Origin of the sequence: Pseudaeromonas sharmana, assembly GCF_042649925.1 — a bacterium.
Lineage (GTDB): Bacteria > Pseudomonadota > Gammaproteobacteria > Enterobacterales > Aeromonadaceae > Pseudaeromonas > Pseudaeromonas sharmana.
Genome location: NZ_JBHSAF010000014.1, coordinates 393266 through 409107, shown reverse-complemented (window position 1 = coordinate 409107; position 15842 = coordinate 393266). Strand labels below are relative to the sequence as shown.

The 15842-nt window shown below is 59.7% G+C and carries 14 protein-coding genes; 8 read left to right on the top strand and 6 right to left on the bottom strand.

Features of this window, described 5'->3' with window-relative positions; translation table 11 throughout:
* The first annotated feature begins 78 nt into the window (after positions 1–78).
* The 6 genes from urtA (at position 79) to ACFOSS_RS11575 (ending at position 6594) form a co-directional block, all read left to right on the top strand.
* Complete coding sequence (gene urtA / locus ACFOSS_RS11600) at positions 79–1368, top strand: urea ABC transporter substrate-binding protein (protein ID WP_377152642.1); 1290 nt, start codon at positions 79–81, stop codon at positions 1366–1368.
* Positions 1369–1476: 108 nt separating this feature from the next.
* Complete coding sequence (gene urtB, locus ACFOSS_RS11595) at positions 1477–3126, top strand: urea ABC transporter permease subunit UrtB (RefSeq protein ID WP_377152640.1); 1650 nt, start codon at positions 1477–1479, stop codon at positions 3124–3126.
* A 3-nt stretch (positions 3127–3129) separates the two neighbouring features.
* Complete coding sequence (gene urtC / locus ACFOSS_RS11590) at positions 3130–4212, top strand: urea ABC transporter permease subunit UrtC (protein WP_377152638.1); 1083 nt, start codon at positions 3130–3132, stop codon at positions 4210–4212.
* Entirely contained in the window at positions 4209–5048 is an 840-nt protein-coding gene (gene urtD, locus ACFOSS_RS11585; RefSeq protein ID WP_377152636.1) for an urea ABC transporter ATP-binding protein UrtD, read from the top strand. Before urtC ends, urtD begins: the two co-directional genes overlap by 4 nt.
* Positions 5042–5737 (top strand): urea ABC transporter ATP-binding subunit UrtE, encoded by a 696-nt coding sequence (urtE, locus tag ACFOSS_RS11580; RefSeq protein ID WP_377152634.1) that lies wholly within the window; start codon positions 5042–5044, stop codon positions 5735–5737. Before urtD ends, urtE begins: the two co-directional genes overlap by 7 nt.
* A 341-nt stretch (positions 5738–6078) precedes the next feature.
* A complete protein-coding gene (locus ACFOSS_RS11575) occupies positions 6079–6594 on the top strand; it encodes a hypothetical protein (protein ID WP_377152632.1) in 516 nt (171 codons plus the stop codon).
* Positions 6595–6662: 68 nt separating this feature from the next.
* Here ACFOSS_RS11575 and ACFOSS_RS11570 read toward each other — a convergent pair whose 3' ends face one another.
* The 3 genes from ACFOSS_RS11570 to ACFOSS_RS11560 all read right to left on the bottom strand — a co-directional run bounded on the left by ACFOSS_RS11570 (position 6663) and on the right by ACFOSS_RS11560 (position 9115).
* Positions 6663–7307, bottom strand: a complete 645-nt coding sequence (locus ACFOSS_RS11570; RefSeq protein ID WP_377152630.1) for an MBL fold metallo-hydrolase — start codon at positions 7305–7307, stop codon at positions 6663–6665.
* 60 nt (positions 7308–7367) lie between these two features.
* The gene (locus ACFOSS_RS11565; RefSeq protein ID WP_377152628.1) at positions 7368–7943 is read right to left on the bottom strand and encodes a GDSL-type esterase/lipase family protein; all 576 of its coding nucleotides are present in this window, start codon (positions 7941–7943) and stop codon (positions 7368–7370) included.
* 74 nt (positions 7944–8017) lie between these two features.
* Positions 8018–9115 (bottom strand): GNAT family N-acetyltransferase/peptidase C39 family protein, encoded by a 1098-nt coding sequence (locus ACFOSS_RS11560; protein WP_377152626.1) that lies wholly within the window; start codon positions 9113–9115, stop codon positions 8018–8020.
* A gap of 240 nt (positions 9116–9355) precedes the next feature.
* On the opposite strand from ACFOSS_RS11560, the gene ACFOSS_RS11555 reads away from it, so the two are divergent.
* A complete protein-coding gene (locus ACFOSS_RS11555; protein ID WP_377152624.1) occupies positions 9356–10831 on the top strand; it encodes a RimK family protein in 1476 nt (491 codons plus the stop codon).
* Between the two features lie 67 nt (positions 10832–10898).
* Here the strand turns inward: ACFOSS_RS11555 and mnmH are convergent, their stop codons facing one another.
* From mnmH to ACFOSS_RS11540, 3 genes are all read right to left on the bottom strand, one after another.
* Positions 10899–11993 (bottom strand): tRNA 2-selenouridine(34) synthase MnmH, encoded by a 1095-nt coding sequence (gene mnmH, locus ACFOSS_RS11550; protein WP_377153918.1) that lies wholly within the window; start codon positions 11991–11993, stop codon positions 10899–10901.
* Positions 11990–13036 (bottom strand): selenide, water dikinase SelD, encoded by a 1047-nt coding sequence (gene selD, locus ACFOSS_RS11545; protein ID WP_377152621.1) that lies wholly within the window; start codon positions 13034–13036, stop codon positions 11990–11992. The genes mnmH and selD overlap by 4 nt, the downstream gene beginning before the upstream one ends.
* A gap of 167 nt (positions 13037–13203) precedes the next feature.
* Positions 13204–14397, bottom strand: a complete 1194-nt coding sequence (locus ACFOSS_RS11540) for a class I SAM-dependent methyltransferase (protein WP_377152619.1) — start codon at positions 14395–14397, stop codon at positions 13204–13206.
* 243 nt (positions 14398–14640) lie between these two features.
* Here ACFOSS_RS11540 and macA point away from each other — a divergent pair, with 243 nt between their 5' ends.
* The gene (macA, locus tag ACFOSS_RS11535; RefSeq protein WP_377152617.1) at positions 14641–15840 is read left to right on the top strand and encodes a macrolide transporter subunit MacA; all 1200 of its coding nucleotides are present in this window, start codon (positions 14641–14643) and stop codon (positions 15838–15840) included.
* Positions 15841–15842 lie beyond the last annotated feature (2 nt).

Below are 15842 nucleotides of genomic sequence, written 5' to 3'. Positions count from 1 at the left end.
GCGTCACCCTCCGGTGGGTTCAGTCCACCGGGCAAGATGACCCGCACTGGGTGGGTTTTTTAAACAAGGAGAAGTTTCATGAAAAACAAAACATTGGTTCACGCTTCCCGTCTGTCGCTGCTGGCATTGGCCATGGCTTCAGCCGGTGTCATGGCCGCTGATGGCACCATCAAGATCGGGGTCCTGCACTCGCTGTCCGGCACCATGGCCATCTCCGAGACCACGCTCAAAGACACCATGTTGATGTTGATCGACGAGCAGAACAAAAAGGGTGGGGTGCTGGGCAAGAAGCTTGAGCCTGTGGTGGTGGATCCGGCCTCCAACTGGCCGCTGTTTGCCGAGAAGGCCCGCGAGCTGATTCAAAAAGACAAGGTGGCGGCCATCTTTGGGTGCTGGACATCGGTATCGCGCAAGTCGGTGCTGCCGGTGGTCGAAGAGCTCGACAGCATCCTGTTCTACCCGGTGCAGTATGAGGGTGAAGAGTCTTCGAAGAACGTGTTCTACACCGGTGCGGCACCAAACCAGCAAGCCATTCCGGCCGTGGACTATCTGATGGCGCAAGGGGTCCAGCGCTGGGCGCTGCTGGGCACGGATTATGTCTACCCGCGCACCACCAACAAGATCCTCGAAGCCTACCTCAAGGCCAAGGGCGTCAAGGCGGATGACATCATGGTCAACTACACACCATTTGGTCACTCCGACTGGCAATCCATTGTCGCTGACGTGAAGAAGTTCGGCTCAGCGGGCAAGAAGACGGCCGTGGTGTCGACCATCAATGGCGATGCCAACGTGCCGTTCTACAAGGAGCTGGGCAACCAGGGCATCTCGGCCAAGGATATCCCGGTCGTGGCCTTCTCCGTGGGGGAAGAGGAACTCTCCGGTATCGATACCAAGCCGCTGGTGGGCCACCTGGCCGCCTGGAACTACTTCCAGAGCGTCGAGTCCGATGAGAACAGCCAATTCATCGACACCTGGCACAAGTTCACCGGCAAGGAGTCCCGCGTGACCAACGACCCGATGGAAGCGACCTACATCGGCTTCAACATGTGGGTGCAGGCGGTGGAGAAAGCCGGCACGACCGAGCCGGGCGCCGTGCAGGATGCGCTGATTGGCGTCAGTGTTCCGAACCTGACCGGCGGCATCGCCACCATGATGCCGAACCATCACATCACCAAGCCGGTACTGATTGGTGAAATCCAGGACGATGGCCAGTTCGAAGTGGTCTCCGAAACCAAAGGCACCGTGGTCGGTGATGAGTGGTCCGACTATCTGCCGGGTTCGCGCGATCTGATCTCCGATTGGCGCAAGCCCCTTGCCTGCGGCAATTTCAACGTCAAAACCGGCAAGTGTGGCGGTAGCACCAAGTAAGTCGTAACACCGGGAGGCCTGGCCTCCCGGTGGAGCCATCCGTGGTGGCTCACCCTGGTGGGCCGCGAACGCGGTCCACCACCAGCAGTAAACAAAAGGGATGTCATGATGCAGAAAATCGCAATCCGATCTGCCATCAGGGAACGCAGTGGCGGCCTGGGCGTCAGCCTGAGAATGGTGCAACGTTGTGCCATCGCGGTGTTGGCGATGCTGCTGTGTTTATCGGGAACACAGGCTGCAGCGATGAGTGTAGAGCAGGCCGAACAGGTGCTGACCGGCAAGAGTTTTGATGACAAGGCGCAGGCGTTGACTGTGCTGTCGGGCAGCGGTGCTACCTATGTTTCCGCGCTGTTTTCCGCCCTGGATGAGGGTGACCTCTACTATCGCAAGCAGGATGGGCGGTTGGTGATTAAAGGGGCGGCAGGCTTTACCGCGCTGCATGATGGCCGTGCCGTGCCGGGCAAAGCGCGTGAGTTTAAACGCGTGGCCGTGAACAATGCCTTGCGGGAGCAGTTATCCCAGCTGACAGCCAATCTGGCGTTGGGGGATGCCGACCCGGCTCGACGTCTGGCGGCGGTCGAGGCGATGTTTGGCAAGGTGACGCCGGCACAGACGACGGCGTTACAGGCGCGGTTGCAACAAGAAACGGACAGTCGGGTCAAGGAGTCACTCCAGGCTGCCTTGGCCATGGGTGATCTGCAGAGCCCAGAGGCGCAGCGGCGCTTGAGTGCCGTGCTGACGCTGGCGGCGGTGAAACACCCGCTCGTGATCGAGGCGTTGCGCACCGCTGCGGAACAAGATAGCGATGTCGCAGTCAAACGTGCCGCGCGTGATGGCCTGCGGGCGCTGACGCGTAGCCAGCAATTTTACGCCGGTGTCGAAACCCTCTATTTCGGCTTGAGTCTGGGCTCGGTGCTGGTACTGGCCGGGATCGGGCTGGCGATCACCTTCGGGGTCATGGGCGTGATCAACATGGCCCATGGTGAGCTGATGATGCTCGGCGCCTATACCACCTTTGTGCTGCAGCAGTGGCTGCCCGGTCAGCCGGCACTGGCGTTGCTGTTATCGATTCCGGCCGCGTTTGTCGTCTCCGGTCTGGTCGGCATCGTGATCGAGCGCGGCGTGATTCGTTTCCTGTATGGCCGCCCTCTGGAGACGCTGCTGGCGACCTTCGGCATCAGCCTGCTGCTGCAACAGGCGGTGCGCACCATTTTCTCGCCGCTGAACCAGAGTGTGGTCATGCCGTCGTTCATGAGCGGTACCCTGACGATCAACGGTTTTCTGGCGCTGACGCAAAACCGCCTGTGCATCATTCTGTTCTGCCTGCTGGTGTTCAGCGGCCTGATGTGGCTGCTCAAGCGCAGCCGCCTGGGACTGGAGGTGCGTGCCGTGTCGCAAAATCGGGCCATGGCGCGCAACATGGGGGTGCGTTCGGCCCGCGTGAATGCCCTGACGTTCGGTCTCGGCTCAGGCATTGCCGGCATCGCCGGTGTGGCCTTGTCGCAACTGACCAATGTCGGCCCGAATCTCGGTCAGAACTATATCGTCGATGCCTTCATGGTGGTGGTATTTGGCGGCGTTGGCAACCTGTGGGGCACGCTGGTGGCGGGGCTGACACTGGGGGTTGCCAACAAGCTGCTGGAGCCGCTGGCCGGTGCCATGCTGGCGAAGATCGTGATCCTGGTGGCGATCATCCTGTTTATTCAAAAACGTCCGCGCGGCCTGTTTCCGCAACGCGGCCGTGCGGTGGAGGGGTAAGTCATGTGGCAAGGTGTGTTACAGGACAAACGCGGTCAGGTACTGTTCGCCGTGCTGTGGCTGGGGGTAGGTCTGGTGGGGTTGTCGAACTGGCTGCTGCCGGCGGACAGCGCCCTGTATGTCGGCAGCAATACCGTCACCCTGCTGGGCAAGTACCTGTGCTATGCCCTGCTGGCGGTGGCCCTGGATCTGGTGTGGGGCTATCTGGGGATATTGAGTCTCGGGCATGGCGCCTTTTTCGCACTGGGTGGCTATGTCATGGGCATGTACCTGATGCGCCAGATCGGTGACCGTGGCGTGTATGGCAATGCCGAACTGCCCGATTTCATGGTGTTCTTGAACTGGCATGAACTGCCCTGGTTCTGGCAGGGGATCGAGCACTTTGCGTTGGCGTTACCGCTGATGATGCTGGTGCCGGGGGTATTGGCCTTTGTGTTCGGCTTTCTGGCATTCCGCTCCCGGGTGACTGGCGTCTATCTGTCGATCATGACCCAGGCGCTGACCTACGCGTTGATGCTGGCGTTTTTCCGCAATGAAATGGGCTTTGGCGGCAACAATGGCCTGACGGATTTCAAGGATCTGCTGGGCCAGCCGCTGGCCTCGGACGGCATGCGGCTTGGACTCTTCATTGCCTCGGCCCTGGCGCTGACGCTGGGGTATCTGGCGTGCCGCCTGATCGTCAGCTCGCGCCTGGGGCGGGTTGCCGTCGCGATCCGCGATGCCGAGATGCGCACCCGCTTCATCGGCTACCGTGTCGAGTGGTTCAAGCTGGCACTGTTTGTCTTCTCGGCGATGCTGGCCGGGCTGGCTGGAGCCTTGTACGTGCCTCAGGTCGGCATCATCAATCCCGGCGAGTTTTCACCGCTCAACTCCATCGAGCTGGTGATCTGGGTGGCGGTCGGTGGCCGGGCCACGCTGTATGGCGCCGTGCTGGGGGCACTGCTCGTCAACTATGCCAAGTCGGTGTTTACCGGTGTGCTGCCGGACGAGTGGCTGTATGCCCTGGGTGCGCTGTTTGTGCTGGTAACGCTGTTTTTGCCCCGCGGTGTCATGGGGCTGTTATCCCGTAAGGAGGTGCAGGCATGAACATGTTGGCCCATACCCGTGAGCTGTTTACCCCGGATTACTGGCGGCACCGCTTCTCGCCGCGACAACAGCCGGATCTGAACCTGACCCACGGCATGATCCTCTATCTGGAGGAGATCTCCGTCAGCTTCGATGGCTTCAAGGCGCTGAACAATCTCAACCTCTACATTGAAGCCGGCGAGCTGCGTTGCATCATTGGCCCCAATGGCGCCGGCAAGAGCACCATGATGGATGTCATCACCGGCAAGACCCGACCCGATAGCGGCTCGGCCTGGTTCGGGCAGAACATCGATCTGCTGGCACTGGATGAGCCGGCAATCGCCGATGTCGGTATTGGTCGCAAGTTTCAAAAACCCAGCGTTTTCGAGCCGTTGACGGTCGAGGAGAATCTGGAGCTGGCCATGGCGGGCAACAAGCGGGTCTGGCACACCTTCCGCGGCCGGCTCAGCGGTGAAGAGCGCGACTATCTGGATCAGGTGTTGTTGCTGATAGGACTGGTCCCCGAGCGCAAACGTCTGGCCGGAGTCTTGTCCCATGGTCAGAAGCAGTGGCTGGAGATCGGCATGTTGCTGATGCAGCGCCCGCAACTGCTGCTGGTGGATGAACCGGTCGCTGGCATGACCCACCAGGAGATGGAGCGCACGGCCGAATTGCTGACCTCGCTGGCGGGGGAGCACTCTGTCGTCGTGGTCGAGCATGACATGGATTTTGTGCGCAGTATTGCCAAACGGGTGACGGTACTGCATCAAGGGTCCGTGCTGGCTGAAGGCAGCATGGCACAGGTGCAATCCGATCCCAGGGTCATCGAAGTGTATCTGGGAGAGCCAACATGCTGAAAATTGACGGCTTGAATCAATTTTATGGCCAGTCCCACACCCTGTGGGATCTGAGTCTGGAGGTCCATGCCGGCGAATGCCTGTGTCTGATGGGGCGGAATGGCGTTGGCAAGACCACGCTGCTCAATGCCATCATGGGCCAGTTGCCGCTGCGCAGTGGCAGTGTGCTGTTTGACGGCACCGAGTTGGCCGCGCAGCGGGTGGAACGCCGGGCCGAGCTAGGTATCGGCTATGTGCCCCAAGGGCGGCAGATCTTCCCGCTGCTGACGGTGGAGGAGAATCTGAAAATTGGCCTGGCGGCACGGCGTGACAAGGTGCGGCAGATCCCCGAGTTCATCTATGAACTGTTTCCGGTGCTCAAGCAGATGCGTCAGCGCCGTGGCGGCGATCTCTCTGGTGGCCAGCAACAGCAGCTGGCGATTGGTCGGGCCCTGGTGCTGGATCCGAAGTTGCTGATCCTCGATGAACCGACCGAGGGGATCCAGCCGAACGTGGTTGCGGAGATCGGTGACATCATTCGCCGCCTCAATCGTGAAATTGGCCTCACCGTGTTGCTGGTGGAGCAGAAGCTGCCATTTGCGCGCAAGGTCGGCGACCGCTTCAGTCTGCTGGATCGGGGCCGGGTGGTGGCCTCCGGCGCCATGCCGCAGTTGGATGAGCAACTGATCCGCACCTATTTAACCGTGTGATCTCCGCGCCATGACATTCAGGCGCCTGCGGGCGCTTTTTTTGTCGTCGACATGCCCTGCGGCGCTGGATTATTAAATCTGACTTAATAATCTGATGACGTATTGGCTGCATTTTTGAGGTAATCGCGACGAGCCGCATCCGCGCAATGAGCGGAAGACGGCCGCTCGCGGCTGCGAAAAGAGACATTTGGCTCTGTTACTTACTGTGCGGCGACTTTTCCGGTGACCTTGATGGCAAAATGGGAAAAAATGGGTCGACGTTATCGTGCATAACCGCATGATCTGCTTTGTCATTCATATTTTGTAGTGCCCCGGGCTCCAGACAGGAGGAAGTCATCAGCATGTCTGTGCAGGAACTGAATAAAACCGGCAATTTATATACTCAGCTGACGGGATTGCCGGCACAAGAGGTGTTCGACGCACTGTTTATGCGAAACACGTTTGATCATCAGGACTCCATCGATCTGGATCTGCTCTGGTCTGAATACTGTTTTACCGAGCGCCAGGTCGTCGACGCGTTTGTCGATTTTCAGCAGCGTCATCCGGTGCTGCCGGAGGGCTACCAGGAGGCCATTTTGTGGCATGGCGAACACGATCCGGTGCCCAGCCAGATTGCTGCCGATGAGTTTCGCATGGCGTCCCAAATCTTCCATGAGAAGGCGGGGCTGTTCAATGGCACGGTACGCTTGATCGGCGGCTTTCTGAATCAGGACGTTCCCAACCGGCGCGGGCTGTGTCGCTGGATCGCACCCAATACCTTCGTGATGCTGTATGTCGTGCGTCAGTCACGTGGTCCGTTCTTCGGTTACTTCTTCCCGAAAGATGGCGGCACCACGGTATCGATGGTGATGTGGTAACGCGTTGTGCTGCACGTGATGCCAGTAAAATCAGGCCCCGATGATGGGGCCTGTTTATTGCTGCCCGATCACCAGATCGGCTGGGTCAGGAAGGGGTTGCTGAGCCGCTCGCGGCCGAAGGTGGAGTTCGGGCCATGGCCGGGAATGAAGGTGATCTCGTCCCCCAGAGGCAACAATTTGTTCTGGATCGAGGCAATCAGGTCGGCATGGTTGCCCTGGGGGAAGTCGGTGCGGCCGATGGAGCCCTGGAACAGCACATCGCCCACCAGCGCCAGCTGCGCGCTGTCGCTATAGAACACCACGTGTCCAGGCGTATGCCCCGGGCAGTGCAGTACCCTCAGCTGTTGCCGGCCAACCTGCAGCGTGTCGCCCTCCTGCAGCCAGCGCTGGGGAACAAAGGGTTCGGCGCGCGGAAAGCCAAACATCTCCGATTGTGCCGGCAGCCCCTGTAACCAGAAGGCATCGGCGGTATGGGGCCCGGTGATCGGGCAGCCGGTACGCTCATGCAACTCCAGGGCGGCGCCAACATGATCCAGGTGGCCGTGGGTCAACCATAGTCCGGTCAGGGTCAGCCCACGTTCGGCGATCGCCTCCAGCAGGCGGTGTTCTTCACCACCCGGGTCGACCAGGGCCGCCTCGCGGGTTTCATCGCACCACAACAGGGTACAGTTCTGCATGAACGGGGTGACGGGCAGGATCTGGTAATTAAGCATGCGGACTCCATAACGGGATTTGCGCCATTTTACCTGTCGCCACGGCTCATGAACAAGGCATCACAGGCTTGAGAACTGCGCGTGCAAGTCAGCGGCGACGCTCTGGTGACCGCTGGCCAGCCAGTGCAGGCCATCATCGCCGACAACCTGTGGCGGGGGCAGGTAATAACCACAACCCCACTGCCGGGACTGCTGCTGCCACAGCGCCGCCAGCTGCTGACTGGGGGCTTCTTGCCCCTGAAACAGCTGGCGCCAGCCCGCGGTCAGTGCGCCTAACGGCCGCGGTGCCAGCAGGATCAGCGACGCGGTGGGACTGAGCTGCTGCCATTGCTGCAAATACCAGTGCAAGGCGGCATCAATCGCCTGTAGCGAGGCTCCGGCTGCCAAGTCATTGATACCCAGCGCCAGCACGATGCGCTGTGGAGCCCGCTGCAGTGCCTGTTGCCAGGCTGTTGGTGCCGCAATCAGCCCCGATTGCGGCCGATCTGCCTGCAGCGTGCGACCCGGTTGGGCTTGCAGATCCAGTGCTGTCTCTAGCCTGGCTGCCAGCAAGGCGGGCCAGCCCTGATCTGGTTGGTAGCGGCCACCGGTGGGTTGAAATCCCCAGGCATTCGAATCGCCAAAACAGAGCAACATGCACTCACCTCGTCATCTGTAGAAGTGCCGATGCTAAACAAGGCGGCGCGCCGCGGCAAGTGCGCTGCCGGCAACTAGCGTGCGGTTGGGCAATGCAAGGCGATCGCCGCACTGAAGCGCTCCTGCCCATATTGCATCATGCGCACAAAGTCATCGCGACGTACCGGCACCTGCATCGCGGAGATCAGGCGTTCACGGCTGCTGTCGACATCGGGATCATGAAAAAACACAAATTGTTCGTCGAGGCCGATCAGCACAACCCAGTGTGGCGCCTTGTCGCCGGTCAAACGCCAGGTACTGATCAGCACCAATACCGGATGCCCCTGCCGCAACTCATGTTCCAGCTCGCCGAGGGTAGGGCGGCGGATCTGCGGCTCTATGCCAACGGCGCGCAGCTGTTCCAGAAAGTCGTTCTGGACCAGTTCCATGACCTGACGTTTGCTGTCACTGCGGACACCGCGTAAAAATGGCGTCTGGGCCTGGCTGACCCAGACCCGCGGCTGCAGACCGCGGCGGCTGGCTGCCAGTGTCAGTCCCAGTGCCGAACAGCCACCGTGGCCAGTGGTCATGAACACCGTCGTCGCTTCGCGCCAAATCTGCACCTCTTCGCGGCGTTGTAATGGCGTATCCGGTTGCAATCCGGCACGGGCCATCATCAGGCTGGCCGGACCACAGGTAAACGGCAACGTCTGTGCGTAGTAGGGGATCGGCAGCAGCATTGCCGGCTCGCCGGGTTGCAACCGCTTTTCCAGCCGGATGCCATCGGCGGCATCATCGTAGTAGTGGGCCAGGATGCGGATCGGGCGGTAACCCGCCTGTTCGTAGAGATGGCGGGCGCCCTGGTTATCCTGCCGCACCTCCAGGCGCAGCGTGAGATAGCCCTGTTCCAGGGCCAATTGCTCGCAGGCGTGCAACAAGCTGTAGCCGATGCCGCGCTGGCGGAATTGCGGGTTGACGGCCAGCGAGTAGAGGCGGGCGAGGTGGGTCCTATGGTGCACCAGCAGCAGGGCATAACCGGCCAGCAGCCCCTGCTGCTCGTCAACCAGCAGATGACTGGTGTCACTGCGCATGAAGCGGCGAAACTGGCGGGCGCAGAGGCGATCGCCGGGAAAGGCCTGCTCCTCCAGCGCCAGCAGCGCGGGAAGATCGTCTGGTTGGGCGGAACGAATCATGCCGGAGACCTCCTGACTTCACGGCGGGGACATCGTGGCAGGCGCGGGAGGCGGGTGTCAGGCGGTGTCTCCTGAATCTGCGGCATCATAAGCCTGTTTGGCTTGACGGGTAAAGTGTGACGGGCATAGCATGCCGCTGGGTCCAGATGGGTTACCCCTGCCTGTCATGGAGCCGGGTCGTATCCGACCTCCCTTCCTAGTGCCGTGCCGGATACCGTAGCTGTTCAACTTGGAGTCTGTATGGCCAAGTTTCTTATAGTCACGGAAAAAAAATCGGATTGGGCTGCCTATTTTCCCTCGGAAAGCGTCGTCAGTGTCGGTGATTATCTCGACCACCGCAGTGACGAGGAAGCCAGTCATAGCAATACGCAAGTCATCAACCTGTGTCGGGATTTCAGTTACCAGAGCCTGGGCTACTACTGTTCGTTATTGGCCGAGGCGCGAGGGCACCGCATCTTGCCGACGTTGCGCACCATCAACGAAGTCTCGCGCAAGGAGGCGCAGTGGATGGTGCTAAACGGTATGCATGAAGCGCTCGATCTGGCTTTTTCCGGTCAGGAGCACGATACCATCAGTCAACTCTTCTATTTTGGGCAAAGCAGCCATCCCGCCCTGCAAAAAGTCGCCCGTCAGCTCTTTGAACAGTATCCGTTACCGGTGATGCAGGTGACGTTCCGGCACAATCGTCACGGTTGGCAAGTGGCGTCGATCGCACCATTTCCGTTCCAGGCGCTGGAAAATGGGCAACAGGACAGTTTTGCCGCTGCTCTGGAGCGATTTTCGCGCAAGATATGGCGTCAACCGGCGCCACACCGCCGTTACCGCTACGATCTGGCGTTGCTGATCGACCGTGAAGAGCACATGCCGCCATCAAACCTGATGGCGATCAAACGCTTCATCCGCGCTGGTCAAAAACTGGGGATCCGGGTCGAGATCATCGATCGGGATCAGCTGGCACGGCTCGGCGAATTTGATGCGCTGTTCATCCGCGCCACCACCAACATTGACAACTACACCTATACCTTTGCCCGTCGTGCTGAAAAGCTGGGCCTCGTCGTCATCGATGATCCGGGTTCCATCATGTACTGCACCAACAAGGTCTATCTGTCCGAACTGCTGGAAAAGCACAAGGTTCCGATGCCGAAGACCCGGGTGATCCGTGCCGGTGAGAAAGGATGGGTGGACAAGACGGTTGCCACGTTAGGCCTGCCGTGCGTGCTGAAACTGCCAGATGGCTCCTTCTCGCGCGGCGTGCACAAGGTGGAGAGTGTCGAAGCGCTGGAACAGAAGGCCGGTGAAATGTTGGCCAGCTCGGCATTGATTCTGGCCCAGGAGTTTATGTATACCGAGTTTGACTGGCGTATCGGTGTGCTCAATCGCCAACCCTTGTTTGCCTGTAAATACTATATGAGCCGCGGCCATTGGCAGATTTACCAGCACAAAGAGGGCGGTCAGTTCAATGCCGGAGGCTGGGAAACGCTGGATGTGATGGCGGCACCACGCTGTGTGCGCGAAACGGCGCTCAAGGCAGCCAATTTAATTGGTGATGGGCTGTATGGCGTGGATATCAAGCAAAAAGGCAATCGCGCCTATGTGATTGAAATCAATGATAACCCCAATATTGACCGCGGCATCGAAGATCATTTCATGGGCGATCTGATCTACGAGCGGGTGATGGCGGAGTTTCTGCGTCGTCTGCAACAGCGCGGCCTTTAGGCCAGACCGGGCCCCGGCATTCCGGGGCCCGATAGGATGCAGAGGCCAAGCTCAGCCCAGCTGTTGCTCAGCCCAGCTGTTGCAAGAAGTGGCGACACGCCACGGCATCCCCGGAAAACAGCCGCTGGTTGGGGCGCCGCTCCAGCTGGCGCAAGTAAACCGGATCGTAATACTCCACCAGCAGCCGTTGAATCCACAGCGCATGGCCTTGGCTGTCTCCTTGCTGTTGTTGCAGTGCGAATCCCTCTTCCATCATCGCTTGCAGCTGACGGTACACCAGTCCGCCAAGACGTTTTTCCAGGCGTGACAAGGCGGCGCGCAACTGGGTGGCGACCTGCTCGCAGGCCAGCGCATGACTACCAAGAGCGGCTTGCCAGCGCCTGATCATGCCGTCGACATAGTCGCGTCGAATGCGCTGCACCCGCTCGGCCAGAGGACACTCCAATACCAGCAGCGGTGCCGCCTGCATCGCCTCGAACAGATCCAGCGGCAGGGTGCAACGACCAATCATGCGGCTTTCATCTTCCAGGATGCGCCAGCCGCTGTGGCGCGGTCGGAGCAGATCCAGTGCCAGTGCATTTTCGAAATCCACATTGGCTGGTTGTGGTTCGGGGAGGGCTCCAAAGCTGGATCCACGGTGCCGGGCGTGGTGTTCCAGATCGACGGCTAACGGTAGATCGGCAAGCAGTTCGGTTTTGCCGGAGCCGGTCATGCCGGTGACGATACACAGCGGGTTTTGCTGCAGAAAACTGGCCTGTTGCTCGATCAGGCAACGACGTAGCGCCTTGTAGCCTCCGCGCACACGGGGCATGACCACGCCAGCCTCCGCCAGCCATTGCTGCACGGTTTGGGAGCGCAATCCGCCTCGCAGGCAATAAAGCACCGAATCGGGTGCCGCCTGGTGTTGTGCCAGCCAGCACGCCAGCCGTTGCTGCCGGGTCTGTCCACTGACCAATTGATGGCCGAGTGCGATGGCAGCAGCCTGACCATGCTGGACATAGCAGGTGCCGACTGCAGCTCGCTCGGCATCGCTCATCAATGGCAAGTTGATCGCCTGCGGGAAGGCGCCAGCAGCAAACTCGATGGGCGCGCGCAAATCGATGAGCGGACGCCCGCTGAGCAACAGTGGCAGCGAGGCATCGATCTGGGGCAGGCGCATCAGGCGTTGTCCCGTAACTGAATCCGTGGCCCCTCGCCGGCAGGGTATAAATCGCCTATCGGTTGCAAAGCAAGGCCTTGAACCCGGGCCAGGGTCACCACTCGCTGGGCATCCGCTTGCGCCACGGCGATCAGCAGGCCGCCGCTGGTTTGCGGATCGCATAGCAGATTGCGTTGACGATCCGTCATGTGACCAAGCTTATGACCATAGGCGTCGAAGTTGCGCAGGGTCCCCCCCGGTGTGCAACCTTGAGCCAGATAATCATCGACATGAGGCAGCAGCGGTATGCGCTGGAAGTCCAGCCGGGCATGCAAGCCGGATCCCTCGCACATCTCCAGCAAGTGTCCGGCGAGCCCAAATCCGGTGACATCGGTCAGCGCATGCACTCCTGGCATGGCGCCCAGCTCTGCGCCGAGCCGGTTGAGCCGGCACATCCAGTCGGCTGCCAGCTGGCTGTGCTCGGGTAGCAAACAACGTTTCTTTTGCGCTGTCGTCAGAATGCCAATCCCCAGCGGCTTGGTCAGGAACAACTGATCCCCGGCCTGCGCCGTGTCATTGCGTTTGAGGTGTGTCAGGTCCACCAGTCCGGAGACGGCCAGGCCAAAAATGGGCTCCGGTGAATCAATGCTGTGCCCACCCGCCAACGCAATGCCGGCATCGCGGCACGCCTGACGACCACCATCGACGACCGCCTGCGCGACTTCGGCTGGCAAGGTGTTGATGGGCCAGCCGAGAATGGCGATCGCCACGGTCGGGGTGCCCCCCATTGCGTAGACATCACTGATGGCATTGGTGGCGGCAATCCGTCCAAACAGGAAGGGATCATCGACGATCGGCATGAAGAAATCGGTGGTCGAGATCAGCCCGCGGCCATCCCCGAGATCAACCACGGCGGCATCATCCTTGCTCTGATGTCCAACAAGCAGCCGCGGATCGGTAAAATCGGCAAGCTGGCTTTGTAATATGGTATCGAGAATTTTGGGAGAGATTTTGCAGCCACACCCGGCGCCATGGCTGTATTGGGTCAAGCAGATTGGGGTGCTCATGATGCCCTCATAACAGAAAGCAGAGATAAAGTGCGGGTATTATATCGACGTTATTCCGGGATAGGCAGTCGGTTGCGCGGGGTGGAGATGGCACAAAGTGCTGGGCGATGCCGAGTGGTGCGATCTTGCCGGCCCGCTGTCGGTGACATCGAGCCGGCGATGCGGCGTTATAACACGCGGACGACCAATCCCTTGAGGTAGAAACCTTCGGGGTAGGGCGTAGCGATTGGGTGGTCGGCGGCTTGGCCCATGCGCTCGAGGATCTGCGCCTCGCGGCCGGCATCCAGTGCCGCATCGGCCACGATCTTCTGGAACAGATCGGCGGTCATCAAACCGGAGCAGGAGAACGTCAGCAAGATGCCACCTGGATTGAGCAGCTGGCAGGCCAGCAGGTTGATGTCCTTGTAGCCGCGGCAGGCGCCATCAAGCTGCGCTTTGCTTTCGGCAAACTTTGGCGGATCCAGCACTATCATGTCGAATTTTTCGCCGCGCTCGCGGTATGTGCGCAACAGTTTGAACACGTCCTGCTTTTCAAAGTGGGCGCGTGACAGATCCAGGCCATTGATCTCGGCATTGCGCCGCGCCAGTGCCAGCGCCGGCTCGGATACATCGACGTTGATGACTTCCCGGGCCCCGCCTTGCAGTGCGTAGACACCGAAGCCGCCGGTATAGCAAAAACAGTTCAATACGCGGCGCCCTGCGGCATAACGGCCGGCAATGGCACGATTGTCACGTTGATCCAGATAGAAGCCGGTTTTATGGCCGCCCTGAATATCCACCAGGATCTTGATGCCGTTATTTTCTTCAATGACTACTTCTGCTGCCGGTTCGGCACCATAGAGCACACCGCTTTGTTCGGCGAGGCCCTCTTTCTTGCGCACGGCAACATCCGAGCGCTCATACAGGCTGCACTCCGGAAACAGCTGCTGCAGTGCGGCGATCAGTTGTGGCTTGTGGTATTCGGCGCCGGCGGAGAGCAACTGGCACACCAGATGATCGTTGTAACGATCAATGGTAATACCGGGAAGGCCATCGGATTCGGCCGCGACCAGGCGATATGCGGTGAGCTGCAAGCGCTGGATGAGTTCTTGGCGCCCGGCATAAGCGGCCTGCAGACGGCGCAGGAAAAAGTCAGTATCAATCTGTTCATCACGATTGAAGGTCCAGACCCGAGCGCGGATCTGCGATTCTGGCGACCAGGCGGCACGCGCCAGCCAGCGACCATCCTGGGTGAAGATCTCGACCGGCGTACCCGATGGTGCCTTGCCCTTCACGCGCTCTATGGCTTTGGAAAATATCCATGGGTGGCGACGCAACAAGGAGCGTTCGCGATCTTTTTGTAAAAACACAGAGACGGTCATAAGCAGGCTCATCAGGAATCTAGCGGGGGGCACATTCTAATGAAGTCGCGTAACTGACGCCACTGTGCTGATGAATCGACGCAACAAATAAATGCCAGTTAAATGAGCACGGGATTGTGGCGGATTGCTGCTGCTTCGGCGTGAAAAATCGTGTAAAAGCAATTAGCTATCATCTGTTCATTTTCTATCATGCAGCGGCGCAAAGCTGTCCGCCCTCTTGTTTTAACGTTCCAAGGAGCCGTCATGAAATTCGGTTGGCCGCGACATAGCGGCAAGTGGTTATTCGGTGTGATCCTGCTCATCGTGCTGGTTCTGGTTGGCAAACCCTTGTTGTTTCCTCCACCGGTTGAGTACATGACGGTACCGGTGGCGCGGGGTGACATTCGAGAGACGGTGCTGGCTACGGGCAAGCTCGAGGGCTTCCGGCAAGTCAATGTCGGTGCCCAGGTTTCCGGCCAATTGAAAAAACTGCATGCCGCCTTGGGAGAAAGTGTCAAAAAAGGCCAGCTGTTAGCGGAGATCGACCCCAAGTTACAACAAAACGATCTGCAGGATGCCGAAGCGGCACTGGATAATGTTCGTGCCCAGAAACGGGCCAAACAGGCATTGTTGCGACAGTACCAACTGGCCTATCAGCGCCAGCTCGCCATGCGACGTGATGATGCCAGTGCACAATCTGATCTGGAACAGGCCGAGGCCTCGCTGGAGCAGACCCGAGCCGATTTGCAGGCACTGGAGGCGCAGATCCGCCAGGCAGTGATTAAAGTGGACACCGCCAAGGCAAACTTGGGATATACCCGCATTGTGGCTCCGATGGACGGCGTGGTGATCGCGATCGTGACCGAGGAGGGGCAGACCGTGGTCTCGGCTCAGTCAGCCCCGACCATTCTCAAGTTGGCAGATCTGGATACCATGACGGTCAAGGCTGAAATCTCCGAGGCGGATGTCATTCGGGTCAAACCAGGCCTGAAGGCGGAGTTCTCGGTATTGGGGGCCCCCAATGAGGTGTTCCATAGTACGTTGCGCGCCATCGAGCCGGCACCAGAATCCGAAAGCACCGACAGCAGTTCTACCAGCAGCACCTCAACCACCTCGACCGCCATTTATTACAACGGCCTGTTTGATATTGCCAATCCGGAACACAAATTACGGGTATCGATGACGGCGCAAGTCACCGTTGTGCTGGGTGAAAGCCAGCAGACCCTGATGATCCCGCTCTCGGTACTCGGTCGGGAGTTGGGGCCGGACCGTTATGAGGTTCAGGTCCTGAGCAAGGGACAACCTGAGCGCCGCGAGGTCAAGACCGGACGTAAAGATAGCGTCAACATAGAGATCCTGGATGGCCTGGCAGAGGGAGAGGCGGTGCTGGTCGGGGATAGTGTGACCGCTGAGGCCTCGGCAGAGCAGCAGGATCGACGTCCTGGTCCACCACCACGGGGATAACC

Excerpts from the sequence above, each read along its gene's own strand:
- urtE (WP_377152634.1), top strand. The coding sequence starts at position 5,042 with ATGCTGAAAATTGACGGCTTGAATCAATTTTATGGCCAGTCCCACACC.
- ACFOSS_RS11575 (WP_377152632.1), top strand. The coding sequence starts at position 6,079 with ATGTCTGTGCAGGAACTGAATAAAACCGGCAATTTATATACTCAGCTG.
- urtA (WP_377152642.1), top strand. The coding sequence starts at position 79 with ATGAAAAACAAAACATTGGTTCACGCTTCCCGTCTGTCGCTGCTGGCA.
- macA (WP_377152617.1), top strand. The coding sequence starts at position 14,641 with ATGAAATTCGGTTGGCCGCGACATAGCGGCAAGTGGTTATTCGGTGTG.
- urtB (WP_377152640.1), top strand. The coding sequence starts at position 1,477 with ATGCAGAAAATCGCAATCCGATCTGCCATCAGGGAACGCAGTGGCGGC.
- ACFOSS_RS11555 (WP_377152624.1), top strand. The coding sequence starts at position 9,356 with ATGGCCAAGTTTCTTATAGTCACGGAAAAAAAATCGGATTGGGCTGCC.
- ACFOSS_RS11560 (WP_377152626.1), bottom strand. The coding sequence starts at position 9,115 with ATGATTCGTTCCGCCCAACCAGACGATCTTCCCGCGCTGCTGGCGCTG.
- urtD (WP_377152636.1), top strand. The coding sequence starts at position 4,209 with ATGAACATGTTGGCCCATACCCGTGAGCTGTTTACCCCGGATTACTGG.
- ACFOSS_RS11570 (WP_377152630.1), bottom strand. The coding sequence starts at position 7,307 with ATGCTTAATTACCAGATCCTGCCCGTCACCCCGTTCATGCAGAACTGT.
- urtC (WP_377152638.1), top strand. The coding sequence starts at position 3,130 with ATGTGGCAAGGTGTGTTACAGGACAAACGCGGTCAGGTACTGTTCGCC.
- ACFOSS_RS11565 (WP_377152628.1), bottom strand. The coding sequence starts at position 7,943 with ATGTTGCTCTGTTTTGGCGATTCGAATGCCTGGGGATTTCAACCCACC.
- selD (WP_377152621.1), bottom strand. The coding sequence starts at position 13,036 with ATGAGCACCCCAATCTGCTTGACCCAATACAGCCATGGCGCCGGGTGT.
- ACFOSS_RS11540 (WP_377152619.1), bottom strand. The coding sequence starts at position 14,397 with ATGACCGTCTCTGTGTTTTTACAAAAAGATCGCGAACGCTCCTTGTTG.